The organism is Parapedobacter indicus (assembly GCF_900113765.1).
GTDB classification, from domain to species: domain Bacteria; phylum Bacteroidota; class Bacteroidia; order Sphingobacteriales; family Sphingobacteriaceae; genus Parapedobacter; species Parapedobacter indicus.
The window spans coordinates 75866-100378 of record NZ_FOQO01000008.1; the positions used below are offsets into that span (position 1 = coordinate 75866).

Annotated in this window: 24 protein-coding genes; 11 read left to right on the plus strand and 13 right to left on the minus strand. The window is 46.9% G+C overall.

Features of this window, described 5'->3' with window-relative positions:
- Positions 1–86: 86 nt before the first annotated feature.
- Both BMZ56_RS16390 and BMZ56_RS16395 read right to left on the minus strand, forming a co-directional pair.
- Complete coding sequence (locus tag BMZ56_RS16390; protein WP_090628548.1) at positions 87–320, minus strand: hypothetical protein; 234 nt, start codon at positions 318–320, stop codon at positions 87–89.
- On the minus strand, positions 307–522 hold the full coding sequence (locus tag BMZ56_RS16395) for a hypothetical protein (RefSeq protein WP_090628549.1): 216 nt from the start codon (positions 520–522) through the stop codon (positions 307–309). The genes BMZ56_RS16390 and BMZ56_RS16395 overlap by 14 nt, the downstream gene beginning before the upstream one ends.
- A gap of 151 nt (positions 523–673) precedes the next feature.
- Here BMZ56_RS16395 and BMZ56_RS26250 point away from each other — a divergent pair, with 151 nt between their 5' ends.
- The gene (locus tag BMZ56_RS26250) at positions 674–952 is read left to right on the plus strand and encodes a hypothetical protein (RefSeq protein WP_245893268.1); all 279 of its coding nucleotides are present in this window, start codon (positions 674–676) and stop codon (positions 950–952) included.
- On the opposite strand, the gene BMZ56_RS16405 is transcribed toward BMZ56_RS26250, so the two are convergent.
- Positions 942–1364, minus strand: coding sequence for a C10 family peptidase (locus tag BMZ56_RS16405; protein ID WP_090628551.1), 423 nt, complete (start codon positions 1362–1364; stop codon positions 942–944). The genes BMZ56_RS26250 and BMZ56_RS16405 overlap by 11 nt on opposite strands.
- Before the next feature lie 220 nt (positions 1365–1584).
- Between BMZ56_RS16405 and BMZ56_RS16410 the strand changes: the two genes are divergently transcribed.
- Entirely contained in the window at positions 1585–2301 is a 717-nt protein-coding gene (locus BMZ56_RS16410; RefSeq protein WP_218146594.1) for a cysteine hydrolase family protein, read from the plus strand.
- Between the two features lie 138 nt (positions 2302–2439).
- On the opposite strand, the gene BMZ56_RS16415 is transcribed toward BMZ56_RS16410, so the two are convergent.
- Together BMZ56_RS16415 and BMZ56_RS16420 are read right to left on the minus strand one after the other, a co-directional pair.
- Positions 2440–2961, minus strand: coding sequence for a hypothetical protein (locus BMZ56_RS16415; RefSeq protein ID WP_090628554.1), 522 nt, complete (start codon positions 2959–2961; stop codon positions 2440–2442).
- A 300-nt stretch (positions 2962–3261) separates the two neighbouring features.
- Complete coding sequence (locus BMZ56_RS16420; RefSeq protein ID WP_090628555.1) at positions 3262–4224, minus strand: c-type cytochrome; 963 nt, start codon at positions 4222–4224, stop codon at positions 3262–3264.
- Between the two features lie 179 nt (positions 4225–4403).
- Between BMZ56_RS16420 and BMZ56_RS16425 the strand changes: the two genes are divergently transcribed.
- From BMZ56_RS16425 to BMZ56_RS16440, 4 genes are all read left to right on the plus strand, one after another.
- Positions 4404–4511, plus strand: a complete 108-nt coding sequence (locus tag BMZ56_RS16425; protein ID WP_218146595.1) for a LuxR C-terminal-related transcriptional regulator — start codon at positions 4404–4406, stop codon at positions 4509–4511.
- Positions 4512–4706: 195 nt separating this feature from the next.
- Entirely contained in the window at positions 4707–5108 is a 402-nt protein-coding gene (locus BMZ56_RS16430) for an iron chaperone (protein WP_090628556.1), read from the plus strand.
- A gap of 39 nt (positions 5109–5147) precedes the next feature.
- The gene (locus tag BMZ56_RS16435; RefSeq protein ID WP_177195178.1) at positions 5148–5669 is read left to right on the plus strand and encodes a GNAT family N-acetyltransferase; all 522 of its coding nucleotides are present in this window, start codon (positions 5148–5150) and stop codon (positions 5667–5669) included.
- A gap of 105 nt (positions 5670–5774) precedes the next feature.
- Positions 5775–6380 carry a 2'-5' RNA ligase family protein gene (locus BMZ56_RS16440; RefSeq protein ID WP_090628559.1) on the plus strand — a complete coding sequence of 202 codons (606 nt, stop codon included), beginning with the start codon at positions 5775–5777 and terminating at the stop codon, positions 6378–6380.
- Positions 6381–6385: 5 nt separating this feature from the next.
- Here BMZ56_RS16440 and BMZ56_RS16445 read toward each other — a convergent pair whose 3' ends face one another.
- The 3 genes from BMZ56_RS16445 to BMZ56_RS16455 all read right to left on the minus strand — a co-directional run bounded on the left by BMZ56_RS16445 (position 6386) and on the right by BMZ56_RS16455 (position 9112).
- Positions 6386–6973 (minus strand): RNA polymerase sigma factor, encoded by a 588-nt coding sequence (locus BMZ56_RS16445; protein WP_090628561.1) that lies wholly within the window; start codon positions 6971–6973, stop codon positions 6386–6388.
- Between the two features lie 279 nt (positions 6974–7252).
- Positions 7253–8524 carry a serine hydroxymethyltransferase gene (gene glyA, locus BMZ56_RS16450; RefSeq protein ID WP_090628563.1) on the minus strand — a complete coding sequence of 424 codons (1272 nt, stop codon included), beginning with the start codon at positions 8522–8524 and terminating at the stop codon, positions 7253–7255.
- A gap of 60 nt (positions 8525–8584) precedes the next feature.
- The gene (locus BMZ56_RS16455; protein WP_090628564.1) at positions 8585–9112 is read right to left on the minus strand and encodes a DUF7935 family protein; all 528 of its coding nucleotides are present in this window, start codon (positions 9110–9112) and stop codon (positions 8585–8587) included.
- A gap of 98 nt (positions 9113–9210) precedes the next feature.
- Between BMZ56_RS16455 and BMZ56_RS16460 the strand changes: the two genes are divergently transcribed.
- The 5 genes from BMZ56_RS16460 (at position 9211) to pgi (ending at position 16307) form a co-directional block, all read left to right on the plus strand.
- Positions 9211–9564: a HesB/IscA family protein gene (locus BMZ56_RS16460; protein ID WP_090628566.1), complete on the plus strand. Its 354-nt coding sequence runs from the start codon at positions 9211–9213 to the stop codon at positions 9562–9564.
- Positions 9565–10089: 525 nt separating this feature from the next.
- Positions 10090–13503 (plus strand): isoleucine--tRNA ligase, encoded by a 3414-nt coding sequence (gene ileS / locus BMZ56_RS16465; protein WP_090628567.1) that lies wholly within the window; start codon positions 10090–10092, stop codon positions 13501–13503.
- A gap of 4 nt (positions 13504–13507) precedes the next feature.
- Positions 13508–13894: a TraR/DksA family transcriptional regulator gene (locus BMZ56_RS16470; protein ID WP_090628569.1), complete on the plus strand. Its 387-nt coding sequence runs from the start codon at positions 13508–13510 to the stop codon at positions 13892–13894.
- Positions 13895–13982: 88 nt separating this feature from the next.
- Positions 13983–14633: a lipoprotein signal peptidase gene (locus BMZ56_RS16475; protein ID WP_090628570.1), complete on the plus strand. Its 651-nt coding sequence runs from the start codon at positions 13983–13985 to the stop codon at positions 14631–14633.
- 21 nt (positions 14634–14654) lie between these two features.
- Positions 14655–16307 carry a glucose-6-phosphate isomerase gene (pgi, locus tag BMZ56_RS16480; RefSeq protein WP_090628572.1) on the plus strand — a complete coding sequence of 551 codons (1653 nt, stop codon included), beginning with the start codon at positions 14655–14657 and terminating at the stop codon, positions 16305–16307.
- Positions 16308–16330: 23 nt separating this feature from the next.
- Here pgi and BMZ56_RS16485 read toward each other — a convergent pair whose 3' ends face one another.
- The 5 genes from BMZ56_RS16485 to BMZ56_RS16505 form a co-directional block, all read right to left on the minus strand.
- Complete coding sequence (locus BMZ56_RS16485) at positions 16331–17506, minus strand: acyloxyacyl hydrolase (protein WP_090628573.1); 1176 nt, start codon at positions 17504–17506, stop codon at positions 16331–16333.
- A gap of 85 nt (positions 17507–17591) precedes the next feature.
- Positions 17592–18092, minus strand: a complete 501-nt coding sequence (gene tpx, locus BMZ56_RS16490) for a thiol peroxidase (RefSeq protein ID WP_090628575.1) — start codon at positions 18090–18092, stop codon at positions 17592–17594.
- Positions 18093–18173: 81 nt separating this feature from the next.
- Entirely contained in the window at positions 18174–19826 is a 1653-nt protein-coding gene (locus BMZ56_RS16495) for a sodium:solute symporter family protein (protein ID WP_090628576.1), read from the minus strand.
- Positions 19823–22123 carry an FAD-dependent oxidoreductase gene (locus tag BMZ56_RS16500; protein ID WP_090628578.1) on the minus strand — a complete coding sequence of 767 codons (2301 nt, stop codon included), beginning with the start codon at positions 22121–22123 and terminating at the stop codon, positions 19823–19825. The genes BMZ56_RS16495 and BMZ56_RS16500 overlap by 4 nt, the downstream gene beginning before the upstream one ends.
- Positions 22124–22152: 29 nt before the next feature.
- On the minus strand, positions 22153–24483 hold the full coding sequence (locus BMZ56_RS16505) for a hypothetical protein (RefSeq protein ID WP_143072952.1): 2331 nt from the start codon (positions 24481–24483) through the stop codon (positions 22153–22155).
- Positions 24484–24513: the final 30 nt, after the last annotated feature.

Consider the following 24513-nt stretch of genomic DNA (forward strand, 5'->3'; position numbering starts at 1 on the left):
TTGGTCTTCTCACTTGTATGACTTGTTTTCGTACCCTTCACAGTGGCCTTTGTAATAAGAATAATACCGTTTGGCCCGGCCAGTTATTATTTTATAATGACCGTAGGTTCAGACCGGTCTGCGATTTCAATCCCGTTCAACCAAACCTTTCCAGCGGTAATAGAGCCATTTTTGCTTCTTACTATTTCCGCCTGAATCGTATCCGGTTCGTTGTTCCCGAAAGCGACCAAAGTGGTTGACACACCATCTCGATCTGTATGATTGATGTCCACAAACACCTTTATGCGGGCGAAATCGTCCCCTTTTTCATTTATGATCATAAAACTTTCGGGGGTAGTCCAAGTGACTTTCATATACGGGCTTATATTCGCCGTTCTCGAAATAGAGTACATCTATGTCGTCCTCGTCAAACGACCCCGGTGTATCAGGGTCCAAAAGGTCGTTGCCATCTGCGTCCCTTACAGCGAAAACAACATCGGTGGAAATATGTACAGATTCGGGTTGCTCGGATTTCTGACACATTTCTGACACGATACCAACAGCATGGCCACAGATATGATTATCGAAAGTTTCATAACACTATATTTTAAACAATTTTAAGACAATCAAATGGGATTAATGTTATAATACATGCTGTTTTTGTAGTTGTATGTACCGGGAAAATCATCACGGTATGTGTCCCTATAGTTCTCCACAGTTGGCGCAAACTCACCTATCCGGAACCATCCGTCATGTTGGCCACCCCACCCCAGTTCATGTGGAAATATGTCGGGTAGGTAACCACATCATTATAAATCCAGGTATCGAAATCTACCTGTATTACTTCGGTATAGCTGTATTTATAACGATCGAATCCATCGCATACCCACTCGTGGCCATTTTTGTAATAGTTAAAGATAAGGAAATTACCCTGCCTTCCTCCGGATATAAGGAACGGCCTGTTATTTTCTGATTTCGGTCATAAAATAATCCGTCGGGTCGGTCGATGTAAATGCCTCAAATTCCCTTTTTGACATGGTATAGCCCAACATATTGAATCCCAGAACCGTTTTGGTGCCGCCATTTGTCCCTGAACCATCGCAACCCCAATCCATCTCTACGGCATCACCGATGTCACGAAGTAACCGAGATGTTTCTGCGGACCCCGTAAGATTGGGCATGCTTGCCCAATTGTAACTTGATGGGTGCTGGTGGTAGGCGGCGATTTGTCCGATAGCGGTTGCGACGCAACCCGCCCATGCCCGTCCGTTGCTTGGAGCACCTGAACCTGTACAAATAAAATTTGGCGCTAAATTGTTATATCCAGTTCCCTGGTTCCATCTCGTCATTACCAATTGGGCATGGTATTCTATCTGCACCGTCACAGGATTGATAATATTAATTTCAAATAATATTATTATTAATAACTGAACTACTTATGATAACTCAAAAACTGAGTTAATCAAATACACTTATTTATTTTACATTTCAAATCTAAATATCAGTTTGTTGCCAAGTGGTGACATAAACAAACAAAGCTGAATCCTTTAACTCCTAACAATCTTTAATCATGGAAAGCATCAAAAGGTATAAAAAGTTACGGGAATGAGAAAACGGGCTGGAACCTTAATATGGATTATATTAATTTTGTCAGAAAACAGGATAAGCACATTTGAGATGGACTATGTATCAATAAATTGGAAAAAATCAGCTTTAGTTGTTATCGATATGCAGTATGATTTTGTCTCCCCGATGGGAGCAAGTCCCATTGAGGGCACTGAAGCTATTTTACCAGAATTAATATGTCTCGCAGACCGTTTCAGATATTATAAACTTCCAATAATACATGTAATCAGATTATATAAACCGGATGGTAGTAATGTGGATAACTGTAGACGTATATTGATCGAGTCAGGTAAACGGATTGCCACTGTCGATTCGGATGGTGCGAATATTATTTCGGAACTATTGCCCAGCGACCCGGTGCTACCGGATCATTATCGATTGCTTACGGGGGAAGTGCTGAATATCGGGAAACATGACTACGTTCTTTACAAACCCAGGTGGGGCGCTTTCTACCAAACGCCTCTCGAAGATTTTTTAAGGAAAAAAGGAATTGATTCCGTCATTGTCGCGGGATGTAATTTTCCAAATTGCCCGAGAACGTCAATTTATGAGGCCAGCGAACGTGATTTTAGAATTGGGGTTGTTGAAGGCACTATTTCGGGGCTGTACAATACGGGGCGAGAGGAATTAGCAAATATTGGCGTTAATCTCTTCACGTCAGAGGAAATGGATCCTTTGTTAAAGCTTTCGTATTAATTATCAAATTCATCGGCCGTAATGCCAAAATCCAAAATATCAGTTGGAGAAATAACTTGGGGCCCGGAATGTTTTCAACTTGGTTTTCGCATATTACGAAGTGCAAGAAATGGTTGATCTTTTTGTCAAAGTCGCAGATCAATGCAAAACCACGTTTGCTCCTATTTCTTTCTGTCTATCGTTTACCGAGTTCCACACCACTTTACCGTTCATTTTTAATTCCGTACAGTAGATCGTTCCGGGGTTCCTGACGATCTTTCCCGCAAACTTGATCGGATCGAGCTGTTCTTTCAATGTAATGACGAGCTCACCAACGTCAGCATTAGCTGGAAAATAAAAAAATAATCGATGTCTTGTATGACCTTCATCAGGAGGAAGCAGTAGGATATGTCGCCAAGAAGGATAATTCGATGAAAGAAAATCCGCATCGTGAAGTCCACTTGTTTCGGCAGTGGTTTTGCTTAGGTTTTCAATGGTTATTTCTGACTTATCTATGTAATTTGTAAGATGGGAATTCTTTCCATCCAATAGATCTCTGCCCTGCTCATCACCAACGAATACCTGAAATCCCAGGCTGACACCTTTATAAGGATTTATATCTTCCGCCTTTTCACAAGAAAGGACCAAACAAGCAACAACTATACCCAGCAACTTTTTCATAATTTCAATTTTGGTTCTTATAAACCTAATACGAAAAACAAGAACCATTTGCTACATTAATTGAAAATCCCAAAAAGCTAACCAATACTCCTACAGCATATTTCCCCGAAAAAACATGGTTTTCCTAAAAACAAATTCGAGGCCTGACCAAGTTCAAATGTACCATACCGATAATACGCTGCATCGTGTAAAACGGTATCACCCAAGTGTTCAATTCAGTAATCACCGGCCTACAGAAGGTAAAAGAGGCATTCCTTCCGGAGATGCCTCTTTTAATAACACCATTCGTCAGATGCCCGATTACTTATTCGGAGAGTATTTCGCCACCTGGTGCTGAATGGGCGGCAGCGACTTCAAGTACGCATAAATAGCCCTCAGATCGGCGGTATCCATTCCAGCATACATACTCCACGGCATCAGTGTGTTGTAGTCGGTAGGTCTCACCGCAGGCATACGGTCTGGGTTTGAATATTCCTTAAACTTAGCCACAAATTGCTGCTCCGTCCATGCCCCGATACCGGTGGTTTCATCCGGTGTAATATTTGCTGAGCGTACCACACCGCTCGGCATTCCGAACTCCCTTCCGCCGGAAAACGCTTTTTCCATAATCACCTGCCCTTTATCCACCGGTGAATGGCAATCCACGCACGATGCCACCGAAACCAAATACTGACCGTAAGCTACCGGGTTTTCCTTAGTCGGCTTTTGTGTAAATACGGGTTTGACAGGTAGTGTATTAATCAAAAAATTCATTGGGAATGCAGGCTCCGGTTCGGGCGTTTTGTTCTCGATCGGCGACAATGAACGGATATAGGCGATAATGTCTAATACATCTTCCTGATCCATTCGGGCGTAAGATGGATAAGGCATGACGGGAAATAATGCTCTACCAATTTTATCCACCCCGCTGGTAATAGCGCGGAAAATTTCGCCATCCGTCCAATCTCCCAGGTTAGCCGGAGTCAGGTTCCTGCTGTAAAATTTGCCCGGGAAACCCATTTCGGGCCCAAAATACTCTCCGCCTTTCCCTAATGTTCCGGCTTGCAGTGGTCCGGAAAACCGGCTCCAATCGCGTGTGGAATGGCAATCCATGCAAGCCGCGACATGATTAGCGAGGTATTCGCCGCGGCGGATACGTTCGGGGGTCAGCTCGACTTTCATTTCCGGCGCTGCACCTACATCAGGCAATGCGAATTTGAGGTAACCGACGGCAACGGCAACGGCCGTGATCAAAATCACGACGATGATAATTACTTTTTTCATGGTCTTGGCTCTATAATTTATCTGTTTATGTTTCGGTCGTTTAGTCACCACGGAGCGGCTAAGGCCTATGACAATAGTGCCACTAATATCGATTGATTTTCAGCTATTTTCCAAATATATTTTCACTTATTTCAATGAATGTGTCCAATGGCATTTCATCCGGTGAGTGATAAGAAGAGGTGCTCCTGTATATCGCCGAGGGACTGACCAACAACCAGATAGCTGAAAAGATATTCCTCAGCTGTTCGATGGTCGTTATGCACCGCAAAAATATGATTACGAAATAGGGCGTCGGCAACGCTGATCTGCTTCGCGGTGGAGCACGGACTAATTGATTAGTCGATTTCCTTAGCTTCAAGGGATCGGGTAGGTCAATAGGGACCACCTTCGGCGTTCGGGATACGAACCATTGTCGCATCCTCCCCCCTAGATTGTCATGTATTCCCATGCCTGGTTACTGATTTAACAACTATGTTTGTATCATGGAAAATATCCAGGCAAGCAACTTCGGCACGGTCGATGAATACGTAGCAACCATTACGGACAATCGAAAAAAAGCACTGATGGAACGTTTGCGGACTGTCATAAAACGGACTGTACCCGAAGCCCACGAGCTGATCAGTTACCAAATGCCTACATATAAGTATAATGGAATACTCATTTATTTCGCAGCCTGGAAAAACCATTGGGCGCTCTATCCCGCCAGTGCAATGATCAAAGAGACATTTAAGAAAGATCTATCTGACTATAAACAGACGAAAGGCGCTATACAGTTTCCCTGGGACGAACCGTTTCCTGAAGCGTTGATAATCAGGCTTATCAAAAAACGCGCGGAAGAAAATATAGAGAAGGCAATGGTTAAGGCCACATCCGCTAAAAAGTAAATTGATATGTTTTTCTTTGAACGGACGATACATCGGCCTATGCCAGCATACACAACTCAAATTGATGAATCGCCTGAATTGTCGGACGGCGGAGTGTTATTGAAGGTGTTAACCTATGCCGATAATCAGGCTTATCACAAGTTATATGGAGAAATCACTAAAATCGTCAACCATAATTACTTTTCAGCGCCTCCCATATCGCCCGATGAAACAGCAGAATGCTTCGCAAAGCGTATTGTTTCAATGTGCGAGATGCTGTGGACAATCCGCTTGGCCGATTATCCCACTGCGGTCATTGGGGACTGCGCATTGCACCACTGGGATCGTGAAACCCACGAAATCGAATTTGGCGGATCCCTTGCCCCTACATATTGGGGAAACGGAATAATGGCCGCAGCCTTCAGCCTCGTAGCAGCATTTGCCAAAACCACTTATGCAATAAAGACGCTGCGCTGCCGTACGCCGTCTACAAACCATAACGCACGCCGGTTTGCCGAAAAAATGGGTTTCAATCTATTTCAGCTGTCAGACAGCACTATTCTGCTCAGAAAAACTTTGTAACAAGCCTAGCAGACAGGGTACCGATTAATAATTTTTTTAGTAAAAACAAACCGAATAGTTGGATAACTCCGAATCGTTTGTTATTTTTACTAAAAAAATTAGATTATGAGTGTTTTATTTCAAAACCCCGGATTTCATTTGTATGAGTATCTATTGATTATTGAACCCGTGGCCGCCGTGCAAAAACAAATACGTGCATTTAAAGAGTATTTTAAAAGAAGTCACCGTTACCCCAACGCCATTGTTTCCAAGGGCCATATCACCCTGATGAGATTTGTACAATATGACACCTACGAAAAGCAGATCATCAGACAGCTTCAGCAGCTAGCGGCCGCGATAAAGCCATTTAACGTAGAACTACAAGGTTTCGGTAGTTTTGGTCACACGTTGTTCGTCGATGTCAAATCGGCCGGTGATATATTTGAACAAATGTCTTTACATCGCAATGAACTCCGCCCCCTGCTGAACACAAAGGGGTTTACACCGTATTTCGTTTCAAAGCCGCATGTAACGATTGCCCGTAATCTTACACCTTCCCAAACCGAGGCAATATGGCCCGTCTGGAACCGAACCAGATATCACGATAGTTTCCAGGCCAAAAGCATGATTCTGCTTAAGCGGAAAAAGGGCACCTCTCCGTATTCGGTGGTACACAAGTTCAACTTTCTTGGCATATTACCCCGATTCACTCAGGGAAATCTGTTTGCGTGACTTGTTTATCCAATTTTTAATGCAAGCTCTTTACCATACATCATTTTGCGAAGGTTATTGAGCGCGTAACGCATTCTACCCAATGCCGTGTTGATACTGACTTCGGTAACATCGGCAATTTCCTTAAAACTCATTTCGCCGTAGTGGCGCATAATCAGCACTTCTTTCTGGTCGTCTGGCAGAAGTTGAATCATTCTCCGCAGGTCCTTATGGGTCTGCTCACGAATCATACGTGTTTCCGCACTTTCATCGGTAAAGTGGAGTACGTCAAAGATGTCGAAGCCCTCGCTATTTACTACAACGGGTGTGCGTCGTTCTTTTCGGTAGTAGTCGATAACCAAGTTATGTGCAATGCGCATCACCCATGGTAAAAATTTACCTTCCTCGTTATAACGACCGTTTCTGAGGGTATTGATGACTTTGATAAAGGCATCCTGAAAGATGTCTTCCGCTAGGTACTCATCTTTCACCAGCAAATAAATGGATGTATATATCTTTGATTTATATCGGTCAATTAAAACAGCTAGACCTGACTCATCACCAGCAACATAAAGACGAATGAGCTCTTGGTCGGTTCTTTGTTCAAGCTTCATAATACGCTACGTTCACTTTTACTATTTTCAACAAATAAGTAATCCTTTTCTTGTAGTCGTATCTCCTATAGCAGCTCTCCTATGTTAGTTTTTCAAAACAACACAAAATTTTCAGAAAATCAAAGCTTTTGTTTGAATTTAACGCTTGCGAAAATACGGATATTCCAATTTTACCGCCACTCCTACCTCTTTGCTTGAGGAATCAACTCACTGTTCAAATCATTAAAAAAGGGCTCCGAACGGATGCAGGAGCCCTTTTCGATATTCGTTGTTCGGGAATTAAGCGTACAAGGGATATTCGGCCATCAACGCTTTCACTTTATTATGAATTTTGTCGAGTGCCGCATCGTCGTCGTGCTTAATCAGTGCTACGTCGATCATCTCGGCAATTTCCAGCATCTGCGCTTCTTTCAGGCCCCGTGTCGTAATAGCAGCTGTACCCAAGCGGATGCCGGAAGTAACAAACGGCGATCGATCGTCAAACGGCACCATATTCTTATTGATCGTGATTCCTGCTTTGCCAAGCGCAGCCTCAGCTGCCTTGCCACTGATTCCTTTGTTCCGAAGGTCAATCAGCATCAAATGATTCTCGGTACCGCCCGAGATAATATGATAATCTTTCCCTACAAATGCCTGCGCTAATACCGCTGCATTCTTTTTCACTTGTACGATGTACTCCATATAATCCTCGCTCAGCGCTTCGCCAAATGCAATAGCTTTAGCCGCAATAATATGTTCCAATGGACCACCTTGCGTGCCTGGAAATACAGCCAAATCCAGCAGCGAAGTGATGCTGCGGATTTCGCCCTTCGGAGTTTTGATACCCCAAGGGTTTTCAAAATCTTTACCCACCATAATGAGGCCGCCCCGCGGACCACGTAGCGTTTTATGAGTAGTGGTTGTAACCACATGGCAATGTGGCAGTGGATCGCTCAGTAACCCACGTGCAATGAGACCTGCCGGATGGGAAATATCAGCGACCACCAAAGCCCCGATTTCATCGGCCACTTTGCGAATAAACGCATAGTCCCAATCACGGGAATAAGCCGACGCTCCACAGATAATGACCTTTGGCTTTTCCTGTAACGCGATTTCCTCGAGTTGGTTGTAGTCTATCAAACCCGTTTCTTTATCTACACCGTAGAACAACGGTTGATAAAGTTTTCCCGAAAAGTTAACCGGAGAGCCGTGCGTAAGGTGCCCCCCGTGTGAGAGGTCAAAACCCAATATCTTATCACCGGGTTGCAACAGTGCCAAAAAAACGGCTGCGTTGGCCTGTGCACCGGAATGCGGCTGCACATTCACCCACTCCGCATTGAAAAGCTTTTTCGCACGCTCGATCGCAATAGTTTCGACCTCATCTACTACTTCGCAACCGCCATAGTACCGTTTTCCCGGTAGGCCCTCGGCATATTTGTTGGTCAGTACTGACCCCGCCGCCTCCATTACCTGCTTGCTTACGAAGTTTTCCGATGCAATGAGTTCGATACCTTCCTCCTGACGCTTGAGCTCCTCATTGATTAAATTAAATATGGTTTCGTCCCTTCTCATTATGATACAAAGAATTGAATGTTAAAAAGTTGCGCAAAGATATAAACTTGCCCGTAATATTCAACCCATCAATTCACTTTTGATAGTTTTAAGTGCCAGTTCATACGGATTTTCATCCAACGCCGCGATATGTCTCAGTAACATTGTACTTAGCTCTTTCGCACTGGCTGATGCTTGTAAACCCATCCCCGCATTTCGGATGAGGGCAACCGTGTTGTCTTTTAATTGCTTCGTAACCGACCACGCCGCATCACTCACATACAATTGCTGTGTAACATTATGCTGATACTCCGCGCGTATATCGTTAACGAGGCGTTGTTCAAAATCCGCAGCGCTTAAGTCCTGCTCGAGCAGGCGCACCAATAGGCTAGCCGGATTAATTCGTTCGACAAACAGGATAAGCCGTTCATAGGCCTGCAACCGCAGCGGTAGGATATCCTTATTGGAAGCATGTTTTTTTTCCAGTATCTTGAGTTTGAAGGCATACGTGTTATATTTTGTCCAATACATCCAGTTAGCTAAACTCGCTACGATGCATCCTGCTAACACATATTTGATGAGATCTATTGAAAACGCTGTGATATCCATTCGCTTCGGTTTGTTTATAAAACGTAAAATTCCCTGCTTATCTGCAAAAGTGGGTAAAATTATGTATTTTTGCGTGTTAGAATTAAAATCATAACAAGATGAGTACAGCAACGCTTTCACCTTCGGCACCGCTGACGTTGACATCCGGCGCCGTCAGCGAGCTCAAAAAACTGAAAGAACAACAGGAAATATCGGATGATTTCGGACTGCGGGTAGGCGTAGAAGGAGGTGGATGTGCCGGCATGAATTATATACTGGGTTTTGACCAGAAAAAGGAAGGCGATTCTGAATACGATATCGACGGAATTCGGGTATTCATGAACAAGGCACATGGGCTGTACCTTGCAGGTATGGAGATCGACTTCAAAAGCGGCCTCGACGCCCGTGGTTTTACCTTCAACAATCCCAATGCCAGCAGCACCTGCGGATGCGGGTCGTCGTTTTCTGCATAACGCGATCGCTCTCCATACAAAAGGTTAATTTTTACCCTATCCGGGCCATCTTGAGCAACAACGGTGGCTTCTTGTAGTTGTGGTAACTAACTGCCTACTGCGCCTACTATTTATTTACCACAATTTTACCAGTTGCTTACCTTTTCCTTGTTCTTCTTTACGCTTTCCTTACTTTTCACTTACCAATTCCTTACCTCCGCTTTACCAATTCCTTACCAAAACGGTAGGAAAAAGGTATAGAACAGGTATATAATTGGTAAGGTTGGAATACGGCTACTACTCGCCATGATTCGGACGATTGCAGACGAAACCTAGGAATCGGAAGCAAAGCGAGCCGATTCCAGTTGAGAAGCAAGCACTACTCCTTACTCCCAGTGATTCGGGCGACTTGCAGACGAAACCTAGGAATCGGAAGCAAAGCGAGCCGATTCCAGTTGAGGAGCAAGCCGCCCGAATCACATCTCCCTTTTTCCTTTCGTACTTATTCACTATCTTTGCAACCTCATTTTTGAACACAAACGATTGATGTACAAGGAATATAAGCAGCTCCATTTATCCGAAATTGGCAAAGAGGTATTGACCCGCTGGCAAACAGAAAAAATCTTTGAAAAAAGCATTTCCCAACGTCCGGCAGATCGACCTTATACCTTTTACGAAGGCCCCCCGTCAGCCAATGGTATGCCTGGCATCCATCATGTAATGGCTCGCACCATCAAGGATATTTTCTGCCGCTACAAAACACTCAAAGGTTACCAGGTAAAACGCAAGGGCGGCTGGGATACGCATGGTTTACCGATCGAACTTGCCGTCGAGAAAACGCTGGGCATCACGAAGGAAGACATTGGCAAAACCATTTCCGTTGCCGATTACAATGCTGCGTGCCGTCGGGAAGTGATGAAGTATACCGATGTATGGAACGATCTGACCGAAAAAATGGGATACTGGGTCGATTTAGAGAATCCTTACATCACCTACGAAAACGAATACATCGAGACCTTGTGGTGGATACTGAAAGAGTTTTACAACAAAGGCTTGCTCTATAAAGGGTACACCATACAGCCATACTCTCCGGCTGCAGGAACAGGTCTCAGCTCGCACGAGCTCAACCAACCCGGTACATACAAGCCCCTGAAAGATACCACCATCGTAGCAGAATTTCGCCTTAAACGTGATCAGGTACACCCTGCCATGGCGGCCCTGTTCGAAGACGAAAACGAAGATACTGCTTTTTTGGCATGGACAACCACGCCATGGACACTACCCGCTAATAGTGCCTTAGTCGTCGGAAAGGACATCCGTTATGCCAAAATCCGCACGTTTAACCAATATACATTCGAACCGGTAAGCGTGGTGTTGGCTAAAGAACTGGTCGACAAATATTTCAAACCAGAGGGCCAAACTATTCCCTTAAAAGACTACAAGCAGGGCGACAAGATTATCCCTTGGGAAGTCCGCGGAGAATTTTCGGGAGCTGAGTTGGTCAATCTCCGATATCATCAGCTTCTACCCTATGTCACCAATGAAGAACTGGAACAAAACGCCTTTCGTGTCATTGCAGGTGACTTTGTTACCACCGAGGACGGCACGGGTATTGTGCATTCGTCCGCAACTTTTGGTGCGGATGACTTTCGTGTAAGTAAGGAAAACGGCGTTCCCGGCGTATTCGTAAAAGATGAAAACGGCAAAGACGTCCCCATCGTCGACAAACGCGGACGATTCGTAAAGGAGATCGGTGAGTTTGGTGGCCGGTTTGTGAAAGAAGAATATTACAGCGACGATGAGCGGTCGGCCGATGGATTCAAACCCACTGATGTGCTCATTGCCATCAAATTGAAAGAAGAAAATAAAGCCTTTGAAGTAAAAAAATACGAGCACAGCTATCCCCATTGCTGGCGTACAGACAAACCTGTTCTTTATTATCCATTGGATAGCTGGTTTATTCGCACCACAGCGGTGAAAGACGAATTGGTGGCACTCAACAAAACCATTAACTGGAAACCGGAGGCTACCGGCACCGGCCGTTTTGGCAACTGGCTGGAAAACCTGGTTGACTGGAATCTCTCGCGCTCCCGCTATTGGGGCACACCACTACCTATTTGGCGCAGTGCCGATGAAAACGAGGAAATCTGCATCGGATCAATCGTCGAACTGAAAACAAAGATTGAAAACAGCCTCGCTTCCGATGTGCTCGATGTGGCTGAGAAAGCCAAGTTGCAGCAATATCTCAGTAAATTCGGTTCCGAGGAGCTTGACTTACACCGCCCCTACGTAGACGATATCGTCTTAGTATCGGAAGGAGGACAAAAACTCTACCGCGAGCCCGACCTCATTGACGTATGGTTCGACAGCGGAGCCATGCCTTTTGCCCAATGGGGATTGGACCAACAGAAGCTAGCCGCGGACAGTGACACGCCGTTTAAATCCGAATTCGAAGGTGCTTATCCAGCAGATTTCATTGCCGAAGGGGTAGATCAGACCCGAGGGTGGTTTTTTACACTTCATGCCATCTCCACCATGCTCAGGCATTCCGTTGCCTTTAAAAACGTGGTATCCAACGGTTTGGTACTCGATAAAAACGGCAACAAAATGTCAAAAAGGCTGGGCAACGCGGTTGATCCTTTCGCCACCATCGAGAAACACAGCGCTGATGCCACGCGCTGGTATATGATCAGCAACGCAGCTCCATGGGACAACCTTAAATTTAACGAAGATGGTTTGGATGAAGTCCGCCGCAAATTTTTCGGCACGTTGTACAATACCTATGCTTTTTTCGCGCTGTATGCCAATATCGATAAGTTTGCTTACCAAGAATCTGACCTTCCCATTGCCAATCGGCCGGAAATAGATCGCTGGATCATCTCCCTGCTTAACAGTTTGACCCAAGAGGTAGACGGTTATTACGCCGACTTCGAACCCACCAAAGCTGCCCGTGCCATCCAAACATTTGTGGATGAGCATCTGAGCAATTGGTATGTGCGGCTTTGCCGCAGACGGTTCTGGAAAGGAGACTATACACAAGATAAAATTTCGGCTTATCAAACGCTCTACACCTGTTTGGACACGATCGCCAAACTGATGTCACCCATCGCACCGTTTTTTAGCGATCGGCTGTATTTGGATTTGAACGGAGCAACCGGTAAGGAATCGGCCGAATCCGTACATTTGGCCGACTTCCCGGTCTATCACCGTGAGTTGGTCGATAAAGATCTGGAGGACCGCATGGCCCTGGCTCAGGATATTTCGTCGCTTACGTTATCGCTGCGCAAGAAAACGGGCATCAACGTTCGGCAGCCACTGAACAAGATTCTGCTGCCTGTACTTGACGACGATTTCCAGCGCAAAGTAGAAACGGTCAAAGAATTGATTCTCTCCGAAACCAACATTAAAGAAATCGAGTTTATTACCGATACTTCGGGTATCATCAAAAAGAAAATAAAGCCGAATTTCAAAACATTGGGACCGAAAGTAGGCAAGGACATGAAAGAAGTTGCCGGAGCCATCCAAGCGCTACGCCCGGACGAAATCGCCATGCTTGAACGGGAAGGACAAATTTCCGTACTCGGATCAAAATATACGGTATTGGCGGCCGACGTAGAAATTATTGCTGAAGACGTTGCCGGATGGCAAGTGACCAACCTGGGAAACCTGACGGTAGCGTTGGATATTCATATTACACCACAGCTTAAAAATGAAGGCATCTCGCGTGAGCTGGTAAACCGTATCCAGAATCTGCGCAAGGAGCAGGGGTTTGAGGTAACGGACCGGATCCGGGTAAGTTTAAGCAACATTCCAGTTATTGCTGCTGCCGCTCAGGGTAATTTATCTTATATTCGCACCGAGATATTGGCAGACTCTTTGATATTTGAGGATAACCTCATCACAGGTGACACGATAGAGATCGCTGAAAAGGAGATGAATGTTTTAATTGAAAAAGTGTAAAATTATGTCAAATAACAACGAGAAAACACGGTATAGTGATGCTGAGCTACAAGAGTTCAAGGAGATCATCCTAGAAAAACTACGTGTAGCGAAAGAAGAACTGTCATCCTTAACCAAGTCGCTGAATAGCAGCAATGGCAATGGAACTGACGATACGGCAGGCACTTTTAAGACTTTGGAAGATGGGTCTGCTACGTTGGAAAAAGAGCAGACGAACCAATTGGCCGCACGCCAAAAAAAGTTCATCGACAACCTGGAGGCTGCTTTGGTGCGTATTGAAAACAAGACTTACGGCATCTGCCGCGAAACGGGCAAACTCATCCAAAAGGAACGACTCCGTGCCGTACCGCACACTACGCTAAGCATGGAAGCCAAGTTGAAACAATATTAACTGCCCTTCAACGATCAGCTTTCGGAAATCAGCCATGGAGTTGCTGAAACGCCGATAACTGATTGCTGAAAGCCGATAGCTATAAACAATGAAAGGCTACACCAAACCCGTTATTCTGATTCTGTCGGTACTCCTCATAGACCAACTCGTCAAATTTTGGATCAAACTGAACATGACGCTTGGCCAGGAATACAAAATTCTGGGCGATTGGTTCATCATCCATTTCACTGAAAACAACGGCATGGCTTTCGGCCTTGAATTCGGTGGGGAAGCAGGTAAGTTAGCGCTTTCGTTATTCCGTATAGCAGCGGTTATCGGCATTGGTTATGGCCTACATTACATGATCAAGCGGAAGTACCATCGAGGGTTTATCCTCAATGTTGCCTTAATTTTTGCAGGTGCGATGGGAAATATCATCGACTCCACGTTCTACGGCCTGCTATTCAGTGAAAGTACCTGGTTTGAAAAAGCGCAGCTTTTCCCTTCCGGGGGCGGTTATTCCAGCCTGTTCCACGGAAAAGTTGTGGACATGCTTTACTTCCCGATCATTCAAGGACATTTCCCTTCGTGGTTTCCCCTATGGGGTGGAGAAGATTTTCTCTTTTTCAGACCGGTATTTAACATTGCTGATTCGGCCATCACCGTAGGAGTTGCACTCATCCTTTTGTACCAAAAGCGCTATTTCAAGGAAGAAGTTGTGGAGCCTGAAAGTTACAATAGCGAAATTATAGAAGACTGATCCTTACTAAACTCAAAAATTATGTTTCCTCGTATCAATTTTACGCAAACGGCAGCTTATAAATACCTGAGCAACCACTACATTGACATCGCACCGAAGCATCTCCGCGATCTGTTCCGCGAAGACCCGGATCGATTCGAGAAATTTTCGATCACGTTTGGTGACATCTTTTTCGACTATTCGAAAAATCGCATAGACGATACCACGAAGGCATTGCTTCTTCAACTAGCCCGCGAATGCCAACTGGAAGATGCCATGAAAGCCATGTTTGCTGGGGAAGCCATCAACGAGACGGAGAACCGTGCCGTGTTGCATACCGCGCTCCGTAATCAGGGCAGTGAGCTTATTTTGGTCGACGGAGCGGATGTCATGCCCGAGGTTCATGCAGTATTGGCCAAGATGCGCGATTTTTCAGCGAAAATTATCAACGGCGACTGGAAAGGCTACACAGGTAAAGCCATTACCGACGTGGTCAACATCGGTATAGGTGGCTCAGATTTGGGCCCCGTAATGGTTACAGAAGCACTGAAACCCTATAAAAACCACCTCAATATCCATTTTGTTTCCAATGTGGACGGTACACACATCGCAGAAACCTTGAAGGGGATCGACCCTGAAACCACATTGTTTTTAATCGCCTCCAAAACCTTTACCACACAAGAGACCATGGCGAATGCACACTCGGCGCGGCAGTGGCTGCTGGACAGTGGTGCGGACCATTCGGCAATTGCTAAACACTTTGTGGCGCTATCTACCAACGGTAAAGCCGTTGCCGACTTCGGTATCGATACGCAAAATATGTTTGAGTTTTGGGATTGGGTAGGTGGTCGTTATTCGTTATGGAGTGCGATAGGCCTGTCCATTGTATTGAGCATCGGTTACGATAATTTTTCACAATTGCTGCAAGGGGCCTATGCATCGGACGAACATTTCCGCCACACTCCCCTTGAAGACAACATTCCGGTCATCATGGCCCTAGTTGGCATTTGGTATAACAATTTTTTCGATGCCGAAACGCAGGCTATTCTTCCTTACGATCAATATTTGCATCGGTTTGCCGCTTATTTCCAACAAGGTGACATGGAAAGCAATGGCAAGTATGTGGATCGGAATGGCAATGCTGTCGACTACCAAACTGGCCCCATTATCTGGGGGGAACCCGGAACCAACGGCCAACACGCCTTTTACCAGCTAATCCACCAGGGCACCAAATTAATCCCCTGTGATTTTATAGCGCCGACTCAAACACATAATCCGCTCGGTGAACACCATACCCTGCTTTTATCAAACTTTTTCGCCCAGACAGAAGCCTTAATGAATGGCAAAGACGAGGCCGAGGTGGTAACTGAATTGAAAACATCCGGTAAAAGTGGCGATGAAATTGAACGGTTGAAAGCGTTTAAAGTGTTTGAAGGAAACCGCCCAAGTAATTCATTCCTTGTCAAGAAAATCACTCCCTATACGTTGGGTTCACTGATCGCCCTGTATGAACACAAAATATTCGTACAGGGTATCATTTGGAATATTTTCAGTTTTGACCAATGGGGCGTTGAACTTGGTAAACAATTAGCAGGAAAAATCCTGCCCGAATTGCGGAATGACGAATCGGTTGAATCGCACGACGCCTCAACCAATGGATTGATCAATCAATACAAGCAGTGGCGGGCTAAATAGGCTTGCGACTTATTGGTTTCGCGTTAGCGGCGTTGTATGGTATATCCCATTGTCCACTCCACGAAGTCGGCTTTTGCAGCGTGTGCTTTGATGGACACCCCTGCATAAGCATTCTTCCAAACTTTATACCGTGTACCCAGGCGCAAGAATATCGGCTTGATTTCGCCATTGAATTTGTTGCGATGTACATAAACGCCCACATTACCGTTGAGGTATAACCGCTTGGTCAAAACGTGGTCAATATAGAAGGCTGGTCCTCCGGAAAACATGGATCCAATCTTGTTGAGCGCATCGCCAGCGATTTCAGGCTGGTTGCCCGAATCAGAATAAAACAAGTCTCCGCCCACACCAAGACGCCATTGATAACCTACGGCATAACTCCAATACATGCCAACCGTGGACTTAAAATATCGCCTTCTGTTTTGCGGTTCGAATTGCTTGATGCCGAAGGCATAGTGCAGATGAATCTGGCCCCTTTCATCAAGTTCGGGCAATTCCCGCTTGGTGAAGTCCGGTGTCTGCCGGTAGGGGACGTATGTTATGGTTACACTCAGGGGCAACAAGTTAATGCCCTTATTGGGTTGCCTAATAGAACCATTGGAAAAGTGATGAAATGACAATCCGGCTCCCAATTGGAGATGATGACCTATCTTATAATTTGCCTGGACGCCCAAGTCAACAAAGACATTTCGGTGGGTACCCAACAAGATGTTCAAGGGATTATTCTCTTCATTATAAGGTTCAAAATTGCTCGCCAGTCCTAATGAGATCCGGTAATTGAAATCCCACCGCTTCAATCGCCCCGCCTTTATCGGCGCAGCAAAAAAACCATATAGGGCAGTAGGCGTACCAATCTCTGCTTTGCGAAACGTACTGGCATAAAGTCCGATGCCATAGATCGGGTAGTTATATAACTGATGGTAGTCATCTCCTTCCCGATCCGTCTGCCATCCTAGACGCAGGTTTATTCCGTTATAATAAATATTGCCGAATGATTCGCGAACCAATTTATTGTTGGCGATCATCCCGCCGTTTTCGATGTCCAATTGCACCAGCAATTGCCTTCGCTTAACGACATTTAAATAAGGGGTATCAACCTCCCCGCGTGGCCAGGTCTGGGCCTGCAGATTATGTAAAAAACCAAACAGGAAGACAGCAATGATTCCCCATCGGTAGAAATAAGGCATTGCTTTGATCATGAAGTAAACACGCCTATGGTCTCGGCAAAAGCCGAATTCAATAGGCGCTTGCTTTGTGTTAAGTTAAGCTAAGCAATCGCAAAAGTTACGCAATCGCCGCCAAAGCCGCATCGTAGTTGGGTTCATCGGTAATTTCCGCAACCTGCTGGGTATATACTACCTTGCTATTTTCATCGACAACGACTACAGCACGGCTTAATAATCCAGCTAACGGACCATCGGCGATCTTCAGTTGATAAGCGTCGGAGAAATTGCTGTCTTTATATTCGGAAAGTGTTTCCACATTGTTGAGCCCTTCGGCAGCACAAAAACGTCCTTGAGCGAACGGTAAGTCTTTCGAAATGCAGAGCACGACGGTATTGTCCAGTCCCGCGGCTTTCTGATTGAATGCTCTTACCGAAGCTGCACAGGTTCCCGTATCGATGCTTGGAAAGATATTGAGAATGACTTTTTTGCCCTGATAATCGGCTAATGTCTTATCCGACAAGTTGCCCGCAGTTAACTTAAAATTGGGAGCCTGACTTCCAATCGAGGGAAGTGTACCCGTAGTGTGCACATCGCTGCCTTTGAATGTGATTGTTGCCATAGTTTGCTAATTTTCGGGTAATAATAGCAAATTACGATCGCATGCAAAAAGATTAATACATTTGATTACAACCGGATGATATTACGAAGGCCGGATTCTTTTGCTGGACATCCAACGTAAAAGTCCTCCCAGAAGGACAATTAACACCGAGATTCCCAATACCGAAGCCTTACCATAAGGTGCCAGAATACCCAATATAAAGATCATTGCACCCACACCCAATAATGCGTAAGCCACCGTCCGGATTGCCAATATTCCCTGGCGCTCACCGTGGGATGCCACCTCCTGTTCTACCGATGCATCAGTCTTAGCTGTTACGCTTACTCGATACGGCTTTTTTCGATAGATTACCTCAAAAACAGCCAGCAGCACGATGGGAAGTACGACACCCAAAACCGTTTCCTGCATGCGTGTTAAGCTGACATCCAATACCGCCGGACCCAAGAACTTGAAAAACACATTGACCGCCAAACTCGCCAGCGTGGTGAACAGAATCGAAAAGGACGTCTGACGTTTGGAAAACAGCGCCCACACCGCCGGGCCGTATAACGGCACACCCGTAAGGGCACCGATGCTCAATACCACCTCCACAATGCCCCCCATCGCCGGAACCATCAGCGCAACCAGTACCGTGACAACCCCAAATGCCAGCGTCGAACCCCGCGCCACCCACATCAGCGTCCCGTTGGAAGCCTTCGGATAGAGCCGTTTATACACATCGTTGGTAAACACAGCCGACGATACGTTCAGCGAAGCGTTTACCGAGTCCGTCGTGGCAAAAATCATCCCCGTGATCATCAGCCCCATGATACCCGCAGGCAGCACCTCCTTGCACATCAGCAGGTAGGCCCCTTCGTTTTCCAGGCCCGCAAGGTCGGCATTCACCAGCCTGTACAGCATCGGCGGAAGCATCCAGATAACGGGGCTGACCAGGTAAAGCCACCCGAACAGGTAACCCACCTTCTTCGCCTCCCGTTTCGTGGGCACGCTCGTGTACCGCTGCACGTAAGCCCAATTGCCGCCGATGAAGACCATGTTATAAAAACCGAAGGCAACCATGAACCACAGGGTATATTCTCCGCCCGTCAGGTTGAAAAAACCCTCCGGTGACGCCTCCACGAACCGGCCGATGCCCCCCACTTTGTCGAACGCCAGCGGAACCACGATCAGCACAGCCGCCGTAAGCACCACAAACTGCAGCACGTTGGTCACAATGACCGCCCAGAGCCCGCCCGAGGTGGTATACAGTACCGCCATCAATCCGAACAGCATGATGGCATACTCCGACGGAAGGCCGGTCGATACATTCACCAGTTTGGCCACCGGATACAGGAAAGCACCGTTATAGGCAAAACTCATCAGCAAAAATACATACGTGTAAAATTTGTGCACGCCACCGCCGAAACGCTGCTGGATGAACGCCGCCGCCGTCAGCACGCCCGTTTGCCGCCACCTCGGCGCGATGAATCTACCGATGAGGAAACCCGCTATCGCCATCGTCCACTGGATGGCAACCGCCGCCCATCCCTGTTCATAGGCAATCGCTCCCCAGACCACAAACGTACCCGCCGAAAAGAAACCCATATACAGCGAAAGACCGCTCATCCACCACGGAAGCGCACCGCTCGCACCGAAGTACGACTTCATGTCAGCCTTCCGGTCGCTCATCGAAAGCCCCGCAACCAGGATGCCGACCGAAAAGACCGCGATTACCCAATAATCAAGTGTGGTCATCGAGCACCTCCGTAACACCTAATGGCAAACAGGGAGGCTGGTATGTTTTCCGAGGGATGTTCCACATAGACGGTCAGTTTATCCGTTATCACCGGTCTGTCAAAAACGATCGTATTCCGGGTTTGGTAGTTTCCTTCCCGTTGGTATACGACGGTACCCGCCGCGTCCTCGATCCGGTAACGACGCACGCAGAAAGGCATAACCCGTTCCGGATGCGTCATCAACACCGATTCCATCGGATGGTCCGTATCCGTATCGAATACAAGCTGGATACGATTGATCGATTGGGGACCGGGCCAGCTCAGTGTTACCTTGGGAGCTCCATCAGCGGGGTCCGCCACCCAGGCATTGGGTCCGCTCACCGGCCTGTCTATTCCATTCCGCACGTTGTCCACGTCAAACAGCTTGACCGGTTCCGAAAGCTGTATCGCAATGTTCTGTCCACCGGGCCGTCTTTGGGGGCACCAGAACTCAAACTCATCAATCCCCGAATCAACCGGAGGCAACTGTTTACCGTGATTGGACACCGCTTTATTCACCCCATTGAAAACCGATAACAATCCCGTAATCCGCTCCTCGGTATAGGGAAGTTTCACCTGCGAATTTTTGAGGAACGTCAAGAATACGTACTGATTGTCCTGGAGTTCAATGTCAAAGTCCAACTGCCCCCTCATATCACCGGCAACCAATGCAATATTTTTTGAAGCTAATGTGATATCAGGTGTAAAGCCGCCCTTACGGCTGCTCATACGTAGCTCGACCTTCAACTCGGTATCCTGTTCGGCTCGGAACGCCAGCATAAAAGCCGGAACCCTTCCTGCTGGTAGCGGAATCAATTGTGCCGCCGATATCTCCAGCGACTTCCAGCTCACGTCGGTATCGCGGAACCCGGAAAACGCAAGTTCGCTGGATACGGCGATACGCGCCTCATGCACCAGATCTGCAGTATCATCGGCCAACGCCAACTCGGGTATATGCTGACCTGACTTCATCAACTCCCGCTGCAATTGATCCATGTGCCCTCGATGATAAAGCTGTCCCGGCGTGATTCCCTTTTCCCTGCACAGTGTTGCGGCAATGGCTACCGCCTGCCCCACATACGCACTCGTAGCCATTACCCGTGTAGCGCCAAAAGCTACGTGACTCACGCTGATGATCCGGCCGGCAAAAAAAAGGTTACTGATATTCCGGCTATATAAGCATCGGTAGGGAATCTGAAATACACCTTTGCTATGCCACTGGTTGCAAGGCTGACGTTCACTGAACACACCATCCGCCGGATGCAGGTCAATAGACCAACCGCCGTAAGCAACGGCATCCGGGTGCGTCCGCTGCTCGATCAAATCCCGTTGTGACAGCATGTACTCGCCTTCAAACCGTCGGCTCTCCCGTTTGCCGGGGATCATGCCTACCCATTCCAAGGTCATCGTATCTGCCTCGGGAAACTTACCCGAATTCTTGATGTAGTCCCAAATACCGTATACCACCCGCCAAAGCTCCCACTTGATCTGTTCCGTATCGTGCACCGTATCCAGTCGCCCCCCATGCTCCACCCACCACAATTGGCAGCCGTGTTCGTTGGCCTTGAAGTTTCGAAAACGGGGTATCTCCTTCGATACATCAGCGGCAAACGAAGGCGGGATAAACTGTATAGGCTTCCCCGTATCCTTGCTATAGAAGTATAACGAATGGCCAAGAAGTTCACCGTAATCGGCATCCGGTGCCATCGGCTCATCAAACTCCTCTCTGCTTTCCGCTCCCATGCGGAAGGCGGCTCCCCCTAAGAAACCCACAATACCATCACCGGAAGCATCGCAAAACAGCGGTGCTTCGAGCCGGTATTCCGTTGAATTCTGGCTGCAGAACGCCTTCAATCCGCTAATGGTATCGGGGTTACTTTTTTCAACCTCATAAACCGCCGTATTAAGCAACAGGGTGATGTTCGGTTCGCTGGCTACCTTATCCAACAGGATCATGTCCAAGATGATGGGATTGCCTTCGGGATTGCGGTATAGGTTTTCCACCAGCAGTTCATCGATAACCCCTCCTTCCCTGGCCCACCGATTGTTGTTGCCCATGTGAGAAGTTGCCCCAAGCACCCACAGACGCACTTCGCTGGAGGCATTGCCTCCCAGTACCGGGCGATCCTGCACCAACACTACCTTCAATCCCTGTCGTGCTGCCGTAATGGCCGCACATACCCCCGAAAGGCCACCGCCGGTGATGATGAGGTCGGCCTGTCGCACTATTACTTGTCTATTTCTTCCCGCTGCTACATACCCTTCTTTGATCTTCATCGCTATTTCCTTCGTTATTAATTTACTAGCTAGTTAAAGACTATTTCACTTGATGCTCTAAAATGTTCTAATCCGTAACAAACAGTCAACGGGGTTCCTGGAGCTACTGAAAAAGGAAGTTGATGAACATCCAGCTCTCCGTCAAAATAGTGGCCATTAACCCCCTTTTCTTCCAGCGCTAACTTTGCCACTTCCCCCGTTGTGCCATGAATTACTTGAACAAATGCTTTTTCTTTTTTATTCGGGTCCAAATTTAAAGGCGCGTGCAGTCTTACCCCGACACGTCCTTCTTTTGGTATCTTGCGGGCAATTTCATCGCTATTTACCTCGGTGAATTCAATAGAAGTAACGTCTGCGGCTTGGTAAGCCAAGGCCATTATCCAGGCCGTATTAAATGTGACCCATCCTTCCGTATGACCCGGATCCCCTCCGTAAGGATGATAAGGGTAAGCTGGTTCTTTGACGGACCCATCCAATACGCCCCTTGCCGTTTGCAGCATACCCGCGCCTCCATCATATTCTCTGAACCAACCCAGGTCCGCGCCTTCAAAATCATGAACCGCGTCGTAGCTGAAATGCCTTCCATTGGGGTTTCGTCCAAACACATGGTCAATATGCGCGGTTGCCATCACCCTAAGTCTATCGGCTTTCGTGCGATCGGCATCATATTTTTCGATGGCCCAAGCTGCAGCCAACGCAGGAACCGGGAACCCGGCAATATTGCCAACTTCATTGAAACTACCATGGGGGTTAAATTTCGGATCATCCGGATAACGGATATCGGGAATTGTCCACTGGTCAGCTGCATACTTCCGATAATCCCAATAATTATCGGCACGCTCGATTGCTACATCGGCCCAGCTCGACAGCTTGGCAGCCAACCTTTTGGGAGCACGTTTCGGGTATTTTTTGAGAAAGTAAGATAACGCATCCAGCGTAATGTATTCATTCATACGCTGACCTTTAGTGGTAGCGGGGTCACGCCAGTCCAGGTTTGTAATCAACCAAGCCGTTTGCTTGTATGCAGCTTCAAAAAACCGATCGGCATCTTTCCTATTCTCTCTCTTGGCCACCTCGTACATCATTAAGTTAGGGATGATAGAAAATCCTGGAGGGAACTGTCCTTTTCCCGACCCCAGAATCGTATAGGTTTGGAACAAATCTGCCGAATGATCAATATCATGCCAGTGCCACCGCCCTTTCTCCGAATTTCCCCAGATCGGGAACAGGTAGGCGACGGCTTCGTCGTAGACACGTCGCGGGATATACTCACTTAAATGAGGCCAAGCATACACAAACCAAGCTAACTGGCTTTTCAGCAACGTATGGTTCACTTCCCCCTTCAAATAAATATCCACCGCCCAATAGATCATTTTAACGATTTCGGGAGTTTCCGCGGGCAGATCTTCCCGAAGACCGCGATATAGGGATTGTTCCGGCATTCTATCCCGAGAAAATGCTTGTGGATTAGCAAAATACATGGAAATCAAGACCGGCAACTCAAATGAAAATTGGTGGCTGTCGCGCCAAGCGACCCCTAGAAACGGACATCCCGGCCCAGCTTCGGTAGGTGTATACTCATCGGCGTTCCCATACCAGCAACGCGTATCGGCCATAAAAGCCATGGCCGGAAAATAAGATGCACGTTCCATGAGATAGGGTTCTATACGAAAGGGAAACGAGCGCCCTAAATCGTCCCCCCTTACTTCCACCCAATACGGCCCGGGTATATCTGGCCTGAAATTGGAGAAATCACCCACTCCCTTGGCAATCGTTCCACTAAATACAACAGCGTCAGTGCTGTCGACAACCTTAAACGACGTCCCATCCACCGCAAGCGGCGCCGTAAACCGCTTTGCTCCCAATGTGTTGTATCCCGTTTGGTTGACCATCACAGGTTGAGGCTCATACGCATAAACTTCTATTTCACCGATGTAGACGTCTGCCTTGTGCCCGTGAACTTTTGGTTCTTTATTGAACTCCAACCTGATCGCCTTTACTTTGACCGGATCAAAAGTAATCAGGTGCGAGTACGGCATTCCTCCTTTGAACACCTCAGTCAGTCTATCATCGATTCGCGCAAGTATTCTGATATCATGAATTCCATTTAGGTTTTTCAACAGTACACGATCAACGCGATATTCGCCGTCCAAGTCAATTTCAATATATTTGGTGCGAACGGCCTCCGGCAGATACCAACAAGAGACATCGTTTCCGTCCACAACATATTCAAATGGATTGCTATCGATAACGGGGAATCCGCTTACGGATTTATGTTGCGCAATATTAGATGACTGCGCATCCGCGTACCCCATTGATGTAGCAATCATAACAACTGCAAGCAAAGCTTTTCTATTCATTTCTATTCTCCGTTTACAAATTTTTACAAC